The following is a 15,865-nucleotide window of genomic DNA, read 5'->3' as shown; positions in this document are numbered from 1 at the left end:
TATGAAGCCGCCGGGGAGGAGATACTGGAAATGAAATTGAGAGTAACGCTGTTGTTAACGATGATAGCGATGATGTTATTCGCGAGCCCCGCAATGGCCTACGATGTCCAACTGAAGCCGTTTAAAGACGAAGAGAACGACTACGCGTTGGATCCGATCTATACGTTGGCTGCGCTGGGCGTCATTAACGGTTACGAGGATTTGACATACAGGCCAAGAATGGATTTGTCGCGGGAGGCATTTGTGAAGCTGCTCGTTGTAGCAGAGCAAGTCGAAAGCGGACAGCCAATCGGGAGTATACCCGCGGATGTGGCCAAGGACCGTTGGTCCGCGTCTTATATTGCCGCCGCATTCGATAGAGCCTGGCTTGAGAGCTTGCTAGATTCCGAGGGACGATTTCTTCCGTCCCAAACCATTACTAGACAAGAGGTCGCGATGTTGATCGGCGTGTCGCAGCTGGAGAAGCTTCCTGTTGAGCAAAGAGAGGCATGGCTGTCGTCGGAATGGATGAAGGAACGGGATACCCGTGCATTTAAAGACGTTGCGTCCATTGATGCCGATATGCAGCCCTATGTCTATTACGCGTCGCGTCTGGGAATTATGGAAGGCGACGCTGCCGGTTTCAAGCCGAAGCAGCCGCTCATTCGCAAGCAGGCCGCGGCGGTCATTTATCGCTTGCTGGACAGCCGGATCGCAGGGCTGAAAATCGATTTTACGGGCTATTATGCGATAGAATCTTATCCGGCCATCGGACATATGGACAAGCTGTCGAACGTCATTATGGGCTGGTCCAGCTTGCAGTATGACGGGGCTGGATTGGCCAAGCTGAACACCGGTTCGGGGGATTATAAAGTGCCGAACGGCTTCGGAGAAGTAGTGGAGGCGGCCGGTAAAGCGGGAGCGTCGAAGGAATTAATGGTGTTCTACGCAGGCTCGGATCTCAAGGACTTCCTTAGGGACAAACCGGCGAGAGGAGCGTTTATCGATTCCTTGTTAGCGACCTTAAGTAATCCGGCCTACTCCTTCACCGGCGTTCAAATTGACTTCGAAGGGTTAAGAGAAGCGGGAAGCGCGGCGGATTTTACTTCATTTTTGAAGGAATTGAAGGAGCAATTAGGCACGTTAACCTTGTCGGTCGCAGTTCCGCCGATTCATTATTATAGCGGTTACGATCTGGGGGCGATCGGCAAGCTGGCGGATACGGTGGTGCTGATGGCGTACGACTTTACACATGCCGAGAGCAAGCTGCCATCGGCGCCGCTTCCGCTGGTCAATGACACGGTCGTGACGGCGCTGAAGGCAATACCGAAGGAAAAGCTGGTGCTGGGCGTGTCCAAGCAGGCCAATCAGTGGATTACGGCGCCAAATGGCGTTACCGGACCCGTGTACAAGCCGAGGATCGCGGATGTCGAAAAACGGCTCGCCATGCCTGGCGTGAAGACGACCTGGTCTACGCCGCACTTGCTCAAGAAAGCGGAATTTACGGATGAGCGGGGCAGTCATTTGGTCTATTACGAGGATGCGCAAAGCATCTCCAAAAAGATATGGCTCGCCAAGTACTACGGGCTGAAGGGCGTATCGTTGTGGCATATGGGCAATTACACGGCGGCTGACTGGGCGCTGGTCGGCCAACATGCAAGCTAGATGATCACCGAAACAAAGGCATTAACGGCTTGCTCGTAAACGGGCAGGCTGTTTTTGCGTCCGCCAGCCTTGCTCTAAAGAAGGTTTGTATAACTATTAAAAGAATGTTTGACAACGATAATGATAATTGTTATCATTAATGAGCTCGGATAGGAGACGAATACATACCGGGACATGTTTAACGAAGGGGAATTTGCAACATGAACGTTAGAAAAACAAAACGATCCACAAGTACACTAGCCGGAATACTATTGCTCTCCTTGCTGCTGGCGGCATGCGGTTCGGCGAATAACGATAACGGGGCGGATACCGGCGCAGAGGCGACCGCAACAAATACAGCAACAAATGCGCCAACAGCTTCGGATCAACCGACAGAGTTCAAGCTGACGGACGGATTAGGGCATGAGGTAACCATTCCTGCCGAGCCTAAACGCATCATCGCCTCTTACCTGGAAGACTATCTTGTCGCGCTGGACGTGAAGCCCGTAGCGCAGTGGTCAGTGACAAGAGGAACGCAAGCTTACTTGCAAGAGTATCTGGCCGACATTCCTGCTATACCGTTCGATCTCCCTTACGAAGCCGTGTTGTCGTTCGATCCGGATCTGATCATTACGGGGATGGCGAGCACGGTGGAAGGCGGCAAATACGAACAATACTCGCAGATCGCTCCAACCTTCACGCTGGGCGACGAAGTAAATGGCGACTGGCGCCAAGCGCTGCTGAAAGTCGGCGAAGTGTTGGGCAAGACGGAGCAGGCGAAGCAAGTGCTCGCCGATTATGAGACGAAGGCGGCGGAGGCCAAAGCAACAATCCAGAGCAAGGCGGCAGGCCAGTCCGCGGCAGCGCTGTGGCTGACAGGGAACAACTTCTTCGTGGTGAGCGACACGCAATCCAGCGGAGCCGTTCTGTATGGGGAGCTTGGCTTGGAAGTGCCGGCCACGGTAAAAGAGATTGCAGACGCATCGGAGTTCAGTTGGAACTCGATTTCGCTAGAGAAGCTAGCGCAGCTTGACGCGGACCATATCTTTCTTATTAATAGCGACGGCGACGGTGCCGAGGCGCTGAAGGATCCGGTATGGGAGGGGATTCCGGCCGTGAAAAACGGCAACATTCACGAATTCGGAGCCGACACGAGCTGGTTGTACACGGGGCCGATCGCGAACAACCAGATGATCGACCATATTCTGGCAAGCATTGTGAAGTAGGGGGATCTCCCGCTATAGCACCAAAACGACAGGATGTCGCCCTTTACGGTAGGGGCGGCATCCTGTCGTTTTTTAACATGCACTCTAAATTGGATCGAAATTTACAGTAGGGCTGGCATCTACGGAGCTTCCTTGTTACCATGTGCATGATGAGGAGGGATTAATCATGGACAATAGATTAGCAACTTTGCCTGATTTATTGATGTGCAAAAATGGAATTCAAGTGACAACCGCAGCAGATTGGATACGGAAAAGGCGCCCAGAGATTTTGGAGCTATTTCGGACCCATGTGTATGGCAGAGAGCCTCAGCCACTATCGGTAAGATTTCATGTGGCAGAGGAAAAAGGTTATATGGGCGGCAAAGCCACTCGCAAGAAAGTGGATATTACGTTTACAGGTCCGTACGGCAAGGGCGTCATTCCGCTGCTGTTATTTGTGCCAAACGCCATCGAGACCGATAAGCCGGCACCTGTATTTCTGCTGATCAACAATAGAGATAATGATTATTTGGACCTCGATCAAGAGGAACAGGATGAGTTTTGGCCTGCAAAGGCTATTGTTGACAGAGGGTATGCGGCAGCTGTATTCCATGTAAAGGATGTGGACCCGGATGAGCATGATGGCTTTCGCAATGGCGTTCATGGCATCTTCGAAGCACCGGGTACGCCGGATGCGCAGCGTCCTTCCGATGCATGGGGAACAATTGCGGCATGGGCTTGGGGAGCCAGCCGGGTTATGGATTACCTGGACACGGATACGGATCTTGATGCGAATCGGGTTGCTGTGGTCGGTCATTCCAGAGGCGGAAAAACTGCTTTATGGGCTGGCGCGTTGGATGAAAGATTCGCCATGATCGTAAGCAATAATTCCGGCAGCACGGGCGCCGCTATTTCCAGAGGGAAAAAAGGAGAAACGATTTATCATATTAATACACGATTCCCCCATTGGTTTGCGGAAAATTACAAAAAATATAATGACAGAGAGAATGAGCTTCCGGTAGATCAGCACATGCTGCTCTCATTAATCGCTCCTCGCTGTGTTTATGTATCCAGTGCAACAGAAGATACTTGGGCAGATCCGCAGTCCGAATTTCTTTCCTTGAAACTTGCTGAGCCGGCGTATCGATTATTAAGCGCTCCAGGGCTTGGCACGCATTCATTCCCGCAGCCGGAGACGCCGATACACGGCAAAAAGCTTGGTTATCATCTGCGTACAGGCGAACATGACTTGAAGGAGTACGACTGGCATTGCTTTATGGATTTTGCGGATAAGAATTTCAACTATTAGATAAGCGAATTGAAATTTCCGCCAGGGCGACATTGTGGGATGTGAAGGCTGGATGCCGCGCCCCGCAAGGGATTTTAAGCAGACAGGTGGAGAATCGTACCATTGGAACCGGAATTGTACCTTTACGGGAAGGAGTCATTCTCGGTACCATTTTTCTTGTGGAAAGCGCTAACATAGAGTGTAGACAGGATGGTGCGATATGGGAGACATGAAGCTGCAATATACGAGTCCTGCCGCCGGTTGGCAGCAGGGATTGCCGATAGGGAACGGAAGATTGGGAGCCGTCATTCAAGGCGGTGCGGATAAGGAAATCTGGAGCCTGACGGAGGCCACATACTGGTCGGGCCGTGCCGAGGAGCCGCAGAGCGCGACAGGGGGAAAGGCGGCTCTGGCCGAAATGCGCGAACGGTTTTTCGCGGGAGACTATGAGACTGGCGAACGTCTGGCAAGAGCGACGCTGGAGCCGCCGAAAGGCAACTTCGGGACGCATCTGACGCTGGCGGATTTGGAGATTCTGTTCGATGAAGGGGGAGGGGCGGATGGTTTCTCCAGGGAGCTGGACTTGGAGAAGGCCATTGTCTCTCATGCCTACAGCCGAAACGGATCGCTTTGCAGACGTGAGGCTTTCGCCACGCATGCCGCCGATGTTCTAGTCACGCGCCTCACGATGGGGGAGACGGGTGGGTTGTCGTTCCGGCTTGCCTTGAGCGGGCGGACGTCTTTGTTCTCGACCGGCGCCGACGCCTCGGGATATATCCGCTTCCGTAGCCAGGCGACGGAAGATATTCATAGCGACGGCACCTGCGGCGTCTTCGCCAGCGGCATCGTGCATGTGGCGGCGAAGGGAGGCGCGATTGCCTGCGAGGGTAACGGGCTTCGCATCGAGGGCGCCGACGAAGCCATTATTTATGTGGCTGTTTCGACCGACTATGGGAAGACGGATTCCGATTGGGAAGCCGAAAGCGTGCAAGCGATAGAGCTTGCAGCAGGTCAAAGCTATGAGGCGCTGAGAGCGGAGCATATTGCGGATCACGGCAAGTTGTTCGCACGGGTAAGCCTGGACCTCGGCGAAGGCGATAACGGCCAATCCGCGCTGCCGACTGACGAGCGGCTTCGCTTGCTTCGGAGCGGGGAGGGAGACGACCCTGCTTTATATGCTCTGTTTTATCAGTATGGACGCTACTTGACCATCGCGGGGTCACGCGAGAATTCGCCGCTGCCGCTGAACCTGCAGGGGTTATGGAATGACGGCGAGGCGAATCGGATGGCGTGGAGCTGCGATTATCATCTCGACGTAAATACGGAGATGAATTATTATCCGACGGAGGCAGCGAATCTGGCGGAATGCCAAGTGCCGTTGACGAGGTTCGTGGCGAAGCTGGCCGAGGCGGGACGTTCGTCGGCGCGAACCTTCTATGGCAGCGAGGGCTGGGTTGCGCATGTGTTCACGAATGCATGGGGTTTCTCTTCGCCGGGCTGGGGATTGAACTGGGGCATGAATGTCACGGGCGGCCTGTGGATTGCGATGCAGCTAAAGGAGCATTACGAGTTCGGACTCGACCGGGTATTCCTGAAAGAGACGGCGTACCCGGTTTTAAAGGAAGCGGCGCTGTTTTTCCTGGACTATATGGTCGTGCACCCGGAGCATGGCTGGCTTGTCACAGGGCCGTCCAATTCGCCGGAGAACAGCTTCTATCCAAATGGGCGGACGGAAGGTCCGGAATACGCGCTGTCCATGGGGGCAACAATGGATATGATGTTGGTTCGGGATTTGTTCGACTTTTGCGCGGATGCATCCGCGACGCTTGCGGTTGACGAGGAGCTGCGGGCGAGACTGAAGTCGGCTATGGAGCAACTCCCTCCGTTGCAGGTTGGCAGCAATGGGCAGTTGCGGGAGTGGCTGGAGGACTTCGGCGAAGCGCAGCCGGATCATCGCCATCTGTCGCATTTATACGGATTGTACCCGGGGGCGCAAATTACGCCGCAAGGGACGCCGGAGCTGAGCGAAGCGGCAAGGACGACGCTGCAACGCCGAATGGGACGCGAAGGGCTCGAGGACGTGGAGTTTACGCTCGCTCAGTTCGCGGCCAGCTTCGCAAGGCTCGGCGATGGCGATAACGCGCATAAGCAGTTGACGTACCTGATCGGCCAGCTGTGCTTCGATAATCTGCTTACGTATTCCAAGCCCGGAATCGCTGGGGCGGAGACCCCTATATTTGTGGCCGACGGCAACTTCGGCGGCACGTCGGCGATCGGCGAGATGCTGCTCCAAAGCCATGCCGGCGCCATCGAGCTGCTGCCGGCGCTGCCAGCCAATTGGCCATCGGGCAAGGTGGAAGGGCTTCGCGCCAGAGGGAATACGATCGTTAACATGCGCTGGGAGGAAGGGAGTTTGGCGGAGGCGACAATCCGGCCGGGCGCAAGCGGCACGCTGGTTGTCTGCTCGGGCGGACGGACGGCGACGCTGGAAGTAGAGACGGATCGTGCGTATAAGCTGGACGGCGAGCTTCAAGCAACAATGTTGCGGCGGATGTAGGTTAAGACGGTCTTCGCTTGAAGAAACGTCAGCATGGGAAAGCAACTGTTGCCGACACGACAGTTGCTTTTCTTTTGCCTGCTGGAGCGGGATAAGAGATAATGGGAGAAGCCGGCCGGAGGCTTGCGGGAAATCCGCCAATCGGTTATGATAACGCTCTCAAGTACATGGTCATCGGGAGGGGGAGTCGTCTTGCCAAGGTATTCCAGAGTATTCAGGAGGTTCCTTGTATCCTATCTCATCATCCTGATCATACCCAGCATTGCGGGATATATGTCGTATCAAACGGCCATTAACGTCACGGAATCCGTCTCCATCGAGAACGGCGTGACGCAGCTGCAAAAGAGTAAGGAGTTGCTGGAGCGCCGAATGGCCGAGGTTGAGGGATTCACGCGGCAGCTTGCCATCAACCAGGATCTCGGAATTCTGATGAACGAGAACGGCACGGGCAGCCAAGCCAACGTATACGGCATCTGGAAGATGATGAAGGACGTCCTGACGTTCGGACAGACGAACGACTTTTTGAAGCAATTCTACGTGTACTTAAGCAATTACGACGTCGTGCTGACGCCGGGCTCGGCTTACTTCCGCCCGGAGCATTATTATGAGAACTACCATTACCCCGGCATGCCGTTCGAGGAGTGGAAAAGCGGCGTGCTGGAGACGACCCACCGCAGCGAAATTATGGCGCTCAGACCGTTCATGGAGAATAAGACCGAAACTTCGGTTGTAACCTATATGCAGTCTCTTCCTCTGGACAGCTTCAACGGAGCTTCGCCGGCGGTTGTCGTCGTCCTGATCGATCAGAAGATGATCACCGACCCGCTGTCCGGCCTCACGGATCGTTACGGGGGCTGGATCCATATCGCTGACGGAAACGGGCACACGGTGGGACTGCGCGGGGCGGACGAGGAGCAGGTAACTGCGCTCGCCAAGGACAGGGACTTCGATGGCGGGAAGCTGAGCCAATTTTATGAAGAAGACCTCGTCATTACGATCAAGTCGGATACGACGGGCTGGGTATACCGCGCGGGTATTCCGAAGGCTGCTCTGATGGAAAGCGCCAACCAAATTAAATTCATCTCCTGGACGGTGACAGGCATCGCCTTGTTCGTCGGTCTCATCGTCGGTCTGCTGCTGTCGTACCGGAACAGCGCCCCCATTATTCGCATTATCGGCGTGATGAAAGAGCAGTTCGGACCGGGGCAGGAGGAGGGGGCCCATCGCAACGAGTTCGACTTCCTGCACGGCAATATCGCCCAAATGCTGACGCAGCACAAGCGGCTGGAGTCGGAGGTCGTCCGCCAGGCGCCGCTCGTGCGCGATGCGTTCTTCAAGCGGCTGCTTGCGGGCGAATTCCAGACGCGCGACGAGATTATCGCCGCGGCCGTCCAGTCGAACGCGGGGTTAAACGGCGACGTCGGATATGTCGGCATTCTGCAGGTTAATGGCTACCCGCTGCTCGACAACGTCGAGGTGCTGAACGAGTTGAACGCCGCCAGGCTGATCCTGAAGCAGGCGCTTATCGACTCCGGCAGCTCCGTCCGCATGACGGACACGGGCTCGGATAAGATCGTCTTCCTGTTCGCGTTCCCGGATCTGGAGGGGGCGTCGGGCCTCGGCAAGGAGGAGGTGGCGAAGACGCTGGAGAGCGTGTCCCGTCGTGCGTTCGAGGAGTTCCGCATCTCCGTTACGGTCGTGCTGGGCGGGCTGTTCCAGACGATTACGGAGGTGAGCCAATCCTACGAGCAAGCTAAGGGAACGCTGGATGTGGCCGTTCACCAGAACCGAAAGGAGCTGACCTGGTTTGAAGATACGCGGCATGAGAGCGCGACCTACCATTATCCGCTGGAGCTGGAGCTTCGCCTGATCGGCACGGTGCGCGCCGGAGAGTTGGATGAGGCCAGGCGCATCCTGGCTTCTATTGTGTCCCAGAATACGGAACAGCGGGAGCTTTCTTACGAGATGAAGGGGCAGCTGGCAGGAGAGATGAAAGGCACATTTCTGAAGCTGCTCGACCAGAAGGTATTTATGGAGGCCGAATCGTTCGAGGAGACGAAAAACCGGATTATTGCCATTCAGCCTTCCGAGCCTCTGGAGGTTATACAGGAAGAACTGGACGACGTCATGGAGACGCTGTGCGAAGTGGTGCGCAGCCGGAAAAACGACAGCCATATGCGTACGATCGAAGCGATTAAGGCTTATGTCCAATCGGCCTACGGCGATTCCGCGCTGACGTTATACCGGGTTGCAGAGCAAGTGGAACGGCCGGAGAAATATATTTCGCAGCTATTCAAGGAAGTGACCGGCGTCAATTTGTCGGATTATCTGGAGAACGTTAGAATGGAGCATGCATCGATATTACTGAAGCACGAGGCATTGACCGTCGACGAGATCGCCGCGAAGGTAGGCTACAACAGCTCGCATTCGTTCCGGAGGGCGTTCAAGCGCGTGACGGGCGTGTCGCCGAGCGTGTTCAGACAATCCGCATTGGACGGTTAGGGGGAGAGTGGCGTGAGAGCAGCCCGCAGCAGTATTCGAATAAAGTTTGCTTCCGCGATGGCGTTTCTGATGCTCGCGCTGGTTCTTGGCGCGTGCACGTCGGAGCCGGACATCGCCATCGACGACGCCAACTATGCCGCTCCCGTCGCTATTCGCGTATTCGCCCAGCAGGAGCCGTCGGGCGATCTGGCGACAAACGACTTCTCGAGAGAGCTGGAGTCCAGGTTCAACGTCAAGTTCGAATGGAACGCCGTCGCATCGGCGGGCGCCAAGGAGAAACGTCAAATCTCGCTTGCCGGCGGCGATTATCCCGACGCCTACATTTTGACAACGTATGTGGATCAGTTCTCTCAAGCGGATGTACTCCGTTTTGGACAACAGGGCGTATTCCTTCCGCTCAACGATCTTATAGACGAATACGCGCCGAATATAAAGGCCGCTATGGAGGAAAACGAGACGCTGCGCGCTTTCAATACGGCTCCTGACGGCAACATCTACGGTTTGGTCGCATATAGCGAATGTTACCATTGCTCCTTTCCGAACAAAATGTGGATCAACACGTCCTGGCTGAATGCCCTCGATCTGGATATGCCGCGGACGACGGAGCAATTCAGAGACGTGCTGCGAGCGTTCAAAACGATGGATCCCAACGGGAACGGAGAAGCGGATGAAATTCCGTTAAGCGGCTCCACCGAAGACTTTGGGGTGCGAATCATGCCGTTCTTGATGAACGGATTCATCTACGACGACGACAGCACCTATCTTGAGCTTCGGAACGGCCGGGTGAGCATGGCGGCGGATAAACCGGAATGGCGGGAGGGTCTGGCCTACATCAAGTCGCTTAACGACGAAGGGCTGATCGATCCCGGAGCTTTTACGCAAAACGCCGTCGCCTACAAGCAAATCGGAGAAAACGCGGACGCGACGATTCTGGGCGCGGGTACGGCGATGCATCCCGATATCTTCGTCAATACGGGTCCGGGCAATACGCGCGGGAAGGACTATAATCCGCTGCCTCCGCTGGCGGGGCCGCATGCGTCGTTTGCCACCCATGTCAATATCGGCGTCTCGCCGGGCGCCAAGTTCGTCATTACGAACAAGGCAAGCGAAGAAGCGCAGATCGCCCTCATTCGTATGGTGGATTATATGTATACGCCGGAAGGGCAGGCCTTCGCCGAGACGGGCAAAGAAGGCGTCGACTGGAGACGGCCGAAGCCGGGAGAGCAGGCGCTAAATCCGGAGCTGAAGCCGCAATTCGCGCGCATACCGGTGGATAGCGGAAAGAAGAGCAACAATTCCGGCTGGAGCGGAATGGGCCACTTCTACATGCCCAGGGAATATCGCGACAGCTGGGTGCAGGGCACGGATATCTACGCGCCGGACGGCTACGAGCGCAGGCTCATGGAGGCGACGAAGCTGTACGACGGACACGAGCCGGAGCAGGTACTGGCGGTGGAGTCGCTGTGGATTCAGCCGGAGGTTGCCGACGAAATTAATTTCCTGCAGATGAACATCCGCAATTATGTGGAAGAAAGCTCGCTGCAGTTCATTACCGGCAACAAACATTTGAACGAGGATTGGGACGGTTATGTGAACGGACTGCGGGATTTGAATGCGGAACGGTACGTGGAAATTATGCAGAAGGCGTATGACGGGGCGACGAGGTAGGCGAGGTAGGCAAGGTAGGCAAGGTAAGCGGGGTAGGCGATGGGAGGAAGGAGCGTTGCTTTTGGATTTTTGATTGGTCCCCCCAACGTACTTCATAGGAACAGGAAATAGGAGCGGATGCTGAGGCGATCTGCTCCCTGCTGAAGGGGATGGCGCTAACGGTCTTGCCAGCTAACCTGTTAATCCTTTAGTCCCTTTCCATCCAGTATTTGCGGCAAGTACTTTTCGATTCTGGACTCCCGGGTTTTGGATTGTTTGGGTTCGGAGAAGTAGAAGATGTACGCTCTCTGCCGTCCAGGCGTCAATGCTTCGAAGGCCGTTTTCAAGTCGGGGATTTCCACGAATTTATTTTCCAATTCCTCGGGAATGACGTATTCGGCATGCTGTTTCATCTCTACTTGCCTGCCGGATTTTTCTATCTCGACGGCTTCATCGATATATGCCTTCAAGATCAACTGCATCTCCTCGATTTGCTGCAGGCTGGTGAATCGGATTTGTCGGGCGGCTTGCACGTTCTCCGTCTGCTGGATCAGAATGCCGTGATCGTCCTTAAGCAAGGCGCCTTTGTGGAACAGAAGGGCGCAGTATTCTTTGAACCCGTGTATCAACACGATGTTTTTGCCTTCATGGGTGTAACAAGGATGCATCCACTTAAAATCCTCTGTCAGCCCGCAATCGAGAACGATTTTCCTCAACTCCTCAAATTCGGCTTTCCATGTTTTCGCTTTTCTTAGAAATCCGTCCACCTTGGGATTGGTTTGATTAGTTGTCAAAGGGAAACACTCCTTATCGTTTAGTTGTCAATTTATATCCTCTTTTAATAGTCGGTTTAAATGCTGCTTGGTGCCGTTTTGATTGTAGGACACCTTTTGGTGTCGTGTCAACAACATGCCTGCAAGCCTGCCTCCTGCGCGGGGGAGTAAGCTTGACCGGCAGCCCGGTTCCGTGTTAGGGTACTTGTTACATGAGTGCCGCAGGGCAGAAGGAGGATGAAGTGATGCCGGAAGTTGTAGATGATTACGTGAACCTGCCATTCGACGGGCAAGACGACAAGTCAGCGGGCATGGTTCACATTTTACGGCCGCCGGAGCTTTATCCTACCATGACGGAATCCGCCTATCGGTGACTAATGCGCCGGGAGGCGTAGTTTCACGATCGTTTTGGTTGATAAAAAGCGCTTGAAGCACCGGCTTGCCGGTGCTTCTTTTTGGTATTGCTTTCCTCCGGGGCCAGAGGGAGAAAGCGATGAAAAAGAGGAACAGATACGAGCGAATAAGCGATATTATCAAGAAAACGGGACAACCCGATTACCGGTATAAACAAATTACGGATGCGATATTCAAGCAGGGAGTACGCGAATACAATAACATGGGCATATTGCCGAAGGGTTTGCGGGACGAACTGATGATGGAGCTGGGTAATGAGGTATGCGGACTTAAGCCAGCGGCGGAGATAACGTCGAAGCAGGCGAATCGGCTGCTGTTCGGGCTGGAGGACGGCGAACGGGTAGAAGCCGTAAGGCTGAGCTACGAACGGGGCTGGGACTCGTATTGCATCTCCTCTCAATGCGGCTGCGGGTTCGGCTGCTCGTTTTGCGCGACCGGAACGATGGGACTGAAACGAAATTTGACGGCGGACGAGATTACCGACCAGCTGTTGTATTTTCTTATGCAGGGGCATGTGCTGGACAGCGTTTCGTTCATGGGCATGGGGGAGGCATTAGCCAATCCATATCTGTTCGAAGCATTGTCGATTTTGACGGATCCGCAATTGTTCGCTCTTGGCCAGCGGCGGATCACGGTGTCCACGATCGGCATCGTGCCGGCTATGCGCCGGTTAAGGGAGGAGTTCCCTCAAGTGAATCTAACCTTCTCGCTGCATTCTCCGTTCCCGGATCAGAGAAGCGCGTTAATGCCGATCAATAACCGTTTCCCGCTGCACGAAGTGCTGGAAGAGCTGGAGCTTCATGTCCGGCAAACGGGACGGAAGGTTTATGTGGCGTACATTTTGCTTAAAGGGGTCAATGATTCTCGGGAGCATGCGGAGGAGATCGCCGGGCTTCTTATGGGAAGAGGCTTGCGGGAACATCTGTATCACGTAAATTTAATTCCTTACAATGCCACGGACGGGACCGGTGAGCGGTATAGTCAGTCCGAGAGAGCGAGCATCGAGGCATTCGTACGAGTTCTGAGGAGCAGAGGGATGCGGGTGACCGTGAGAACCCAGTTCGGCTCAGACATTAATGCGGGTTGCGGCCAGTTGTACGGTTCGGAACAATAAATTTGCGTGGGAGAATTGCGACGGGCGGGCGACGTTATTTGTAGCCCGCTTTTTGTCTTAACGCATACAGTCGTCGAGTCAGCCAAGCACTGAACAGGCCGAGCCGCGTATAGGCAAGCAACGTACGCTTTTTCCGGCGGTATTGCGCGGCATCGCGCCTTTGGTACTGGTGAACGTACGCGCGGCGTGCATATTGGTCCCTGAAATTCAGGACTATCGTACGCGAATAGGAGGAAGTGTACCTACCCGGAACCTCTCTTTTCGAGCTATGATGTGCAATATAGTAAGCGTTGTCATTACATCGTGGCTAATTCAGGAGGAGACGGAATCATGGTCAACAGAGAACGGGCACGGAAGCATGCCATCGTATTTAAAGGACCGGCTGCGAATTTTTTTGAGGGGGCGCTGCTCGGCAACGGCGGCCTTGGAGCTGTCGTGACAACTCGGCCGGACGCGGTTGTCATACACTTTGGCCATAACAACGTATGGGATATCCGCATAGCGGAGGAGCACAAGGAAGAGATCGGCACGTTCGGCGAGCTGTTTGCCCGGATTAAGGAAATTCCGGAGCACTATGCGTCGCTTAGCGACGAGCCATGGTACCGGGATTACGTAACGATGACGGGAGCGAACTACGCGAAGCCGTACCCGCGTCCCATGCCATGCGGCTCGCTGCTGCTCGGTTTCGACAGGAGAGAGATCGAGGTATTGGGCCATCGGCTGTCGGTCGATAATGGCTTGTGCGAGATCGACTTTCTGACGCATACTGGCATTGCTACGCTGCAGCTATTTGTCGACCAGCGGGGGGACGAACTGCTGGCGACGCTTCGGAATGAGGACGGAAGCGCTCCTCATGCCAATCTGTTTAACCGGGTTAAGCTTATACCCGATCCCGAGACGCCGGCGGAGCTGCCGAGCCCGGAAGAGACGGTTGACGCCGCTATTCGAGGGCTGTCGTTCCGGCAGAAGCTGCCGCGCTCATTGGAAGCTGCCGAGGACATGGAAGACAAGTCCCGGGCGTTTCGGTTGTCGGCCCGGTTTTCTTCGGATGTAGAGGCCTGGACTGACGGCAAGCAGTTGGAGCTTGCGCTGGGGGCGGGAGAAAGCTTCGATGTTCGGGTCCGGTTGGAAGAGGGAACTCTGAAAGAGGTCGGCGATGACGTGGGGGATCGTCTCTTGCGGCTAAGCGATCCCGATTTCGGCGCGTTTCGCGAGAGTCTGGCTGCATCGGATGTCGTATGGGATTCCTATTGGTCGCGCTCGGGAGTGGAGCTGGAGGACGAGCTGCTGGAAGAGACTTGGTACCGTAACCTGTATTTCTTCCAATGCTCCGTGAAGGCGGAGGCGGACTGCCCCGGACTGTTCGCGAACTGGAGCTACGGCAAAATCGGCGCGGAGTGGCACGGGGACTACCATATGAACTACAATACGCAGCAGCCGTTCTGGGTTGCCTTCTCGAGCAATCACGCAGACAAACTTTTGGCGTATGCGAACATGGTTGACCACGTGCTGCCCGTCAGCCGAAAGTGGGCGCGGGAGTATTACGGCTTGCGTGGCGCTTATTTTCCCCACTCCGCCTATCCCGTCGAGATGGACATCATGCCGTATCCCGTCCCGCATTGGGGCTGGGAAGTGTGCGAGACGCCTTGGACGGTGCAAAGCTTGTGGTGGCATTATTTGTATACGATGGATCGAGTCTTCCTGGAGGAACGGGCTTTTACGCCGATAAAGGAAGCGGCGTTGTTCATGGCGGACTATATGCTCAGGCCGGAAGCGAGCGGCGAGGCTTGGGGTGATGACCGCTTTCACATTTTTCCCACGGTCGTGCCGGAGCTGTACGAACTGACGCCGGGTTTTCGCCGGAATTACGACTGCATAGTGGATTTGACGCTTACGAGGTTTCTATTTCGCGCGTTCGGGGAGGCTTGTTCCGCGCTCGGACGAGAAGCGGAGGAGGGAGAACTGCTTGGTCTGATTGGCGAGATTCTGGAGAGGTTCCCGGACAATCCGACGGCGGAGTCGCGGCGCGGTACCGTGTTCGTCTCCGTGCCGGGCGAAAATCCCGAAGTCGTCTACAACGTGCCGAACGGAGTGGCGACCGTCTTTCCGGGGGAGGAGCATGGCCTGCATTCGCCGCCGGAACTATACGAGATCGCGGTAAACTCCTATTTGAACCACCGGAATGAAGGCGGCAACGAGCTCGTCTTTCTGAATTTAGCGGGAGCGCGGCTCGGAAAGCTCGACCTGGAGCGGTTCAAGCGGCAAATCCGATATTGCCTGCTGCCGAACGGTACGTGCACCGACAAGCTTTTGGAATCGGGAGGCCGTTATTCGGATACGACCCCATTTGACTACATGCAGCCGATGGGCATTTGGTTCGAGAATTTCGCTCTGCCTGCCGTCATCAATGAATGTCTGCTGCAGAGTTACAACGGCATCATGCGTCTTTTTCCCAACTGGCCATCAGAGAAGGGGGCAGCGTTTCGGACGCTCCGCGCGGTGGGCGGCTTTCTGGTGAGTGCATCCTTCGAAGGCGGGACGGTGCGAGAGGTCGAGATTATCAGCGAAGCCGGCTCCGTGCTGCGAGTGTATAGCCCGTGGCAAGCGGTGCTTCTCGTTCACGAGGGTCGGAGGGAGGAGCTTCTGGCACCTCCGGCAGGAGAGGTGTTAGAAATCGCAACGTCGCCGGGCGAGCGGCTGCGGTTGTCTCCTGCGGGCAGCTAGCTGCACTGCGCGCAACGG

Annotated in this window: 10 protein-coding genes; 9 read left to right on the top strand and 1 reads right to left on the bottom strand. The window is 55.4% G+C overall.

Annotated features, from left to right (window positions below; genetic code table 11):
* Positions 1–30: 30 nt before the first annotated feature.
* The 6 genes from PAT3040_RS26000 to PAT3040_RS25975 all read left to right on the top strand — a co-directional run bounded on the left by PAT3040_RS26000 (position 31) and on the right by PAT3040_RS25975 (position 10,843).
* Complete coding sequence (locus PAT3040_RS26000) at positions 31–1,644, top strand: glycosyl hydrolase family 18 protein (protein ID WP_108994971.1); 1,614 nt, start codon at positions 31–33, stop codon at positions 1,642–1,644.
* Positions 1,645–1,844: 200 nt separating this feature from the next.
* The gene (locus PAT3040_RS25995; protein WP_108994970.1) at positions 1,845–2,849 is read left to right on the top strand and encodes an ABC transporter substrate-binding protein; all 1,005 of its coding nucleotides are present in this window, start codon (positions 1,845–1,847) and stop codon (positions 2,847–2,849) included.
* Positions 2,850–3,015: 166 nt separating this feature from the next.
* A complete protein-coding gene (locus tag PAT3040_RS25990) occupies positions 3,016–4,137 on the top strand; it encodes an alpha/beta hydrolase family protein (RefSeq protein ID WP_108994969.1) in 1,122 nt (373 codons plus the stop codon).
* Positions 4,138–4,336: 199 nt separating this feature from the next.
* Positions 4,337–6,673: a glycoside hydrolase family 95 protein gene (locus PAT3040_RS25985; RefSeq protein ID WP_108994968.1), complete on the top strand. Its 2,337-nt coding sequence runs from the start codon at positions 4,337–4,339 to the stop codon at positions 6,671–6,673.
* A gap of 192 nt (positions 6,674–6,865) precedes the next feature.
* On the top strand, positions 6,866–9,175 hold the full coding sequence (locus PAT3040_RS25980; protein ID WP_108994967.1) for a helix-turn-helix domain-containing protein: 2,310 nt from the start codon (positions 6,866–6,868) through the stop codon (positions 9,173–9,175).
* A gap of 57 nt (positions 9,176–9,232) precedes the next feature.
* Complete coding sequence (locus PAT3040_RS25975; protein WP_108994985.1) at positions 9,233–10,843, top strand: extracellular solute-binding protein; 1,611 nt, start codon at positions 9,233–9,235, stop codon at positions 10,841–10,843.
* Between the two features lie 179 nt (positions 10,844–11,022).
* Here the strand turns inward: PAT3040_RS25975 and PAT3040_RS25970 are convergent, their stop codons facing one another.
* Positions 11,023–11,616 (bottom strand): YdeI/OmpD-associated family protein, encoded by a 594-nt coding sequence (locus PAT3040_RS25970; RefSeq protein ID WP_108994966.1) that lies wholly within the window; start codon positions 11,614–11,616, stop codon positions 11,023–11,025.
* A gap of 191 nt (positions 11,617–11,807) precedes the next feature.
* Here PAT3040_RS25970 and PAT3040_RS37425 point away from each other — a divergent pair, with 191 nt between their 5' ends.
* From PAT3040_RS37425 to PAT3040_RS25960, 3 genes are all read left to right on the top strand, one after another.
* On the top strand, positions 11,808–11,969 hold the full coding sequence (locus PAT3040_RS37425; protein ID WP_181376833.1) for a hypothetical protein: 162 nt from the start codon (positions 11,808–11,810) through the stop codon (positions 11,967–11,969).
* 119 nt (positions 11,970–12,088) lie between these two features.
* Positions 12,089–13,123, top strand: a complete 1,035-nt coding sequence (locus PAT3040_RS25965) for a Cfr family 23S rRNA (adenine(2503)-C(8))-methyltransferase (protein ID WP_108994965.1) — start codon at positions 12,089–12,091, stop codon at positions 13,121–13,123.
* Between the two features lie 330 nt (positions 13,124–13,453).
* Complete coding sequence (locus PAT3040_RS25960) at positions 13,454–15,847, top strand: glycosyl hydrolase family 95 catalytic domain-containing protein (RefSeq protein ID WP_108994964.1); 2,394 nt, start codon at positions 13,454–13,456, stop codon at positions 15,845–15,847.
* The last annotated feature ends 18 nt before the right edge of the window (positions 15,848–15,865 follow it).

The sequence above is a fragment of the Paenibacillus agaridevorans genome (assembly GCF_003112455.1).
GTDB lineage: Bacteria > Bacillota > Bacilli > Paenibacillales > Paenibacillaceae > Pristimantibacillus > Pristimantibacillus agaridevorans.
The sequence above is the reverse complement of the archived record's forward strand: the minus strand, read 5'-3'. Positions and strand labels throughout refer to the sequence as shown.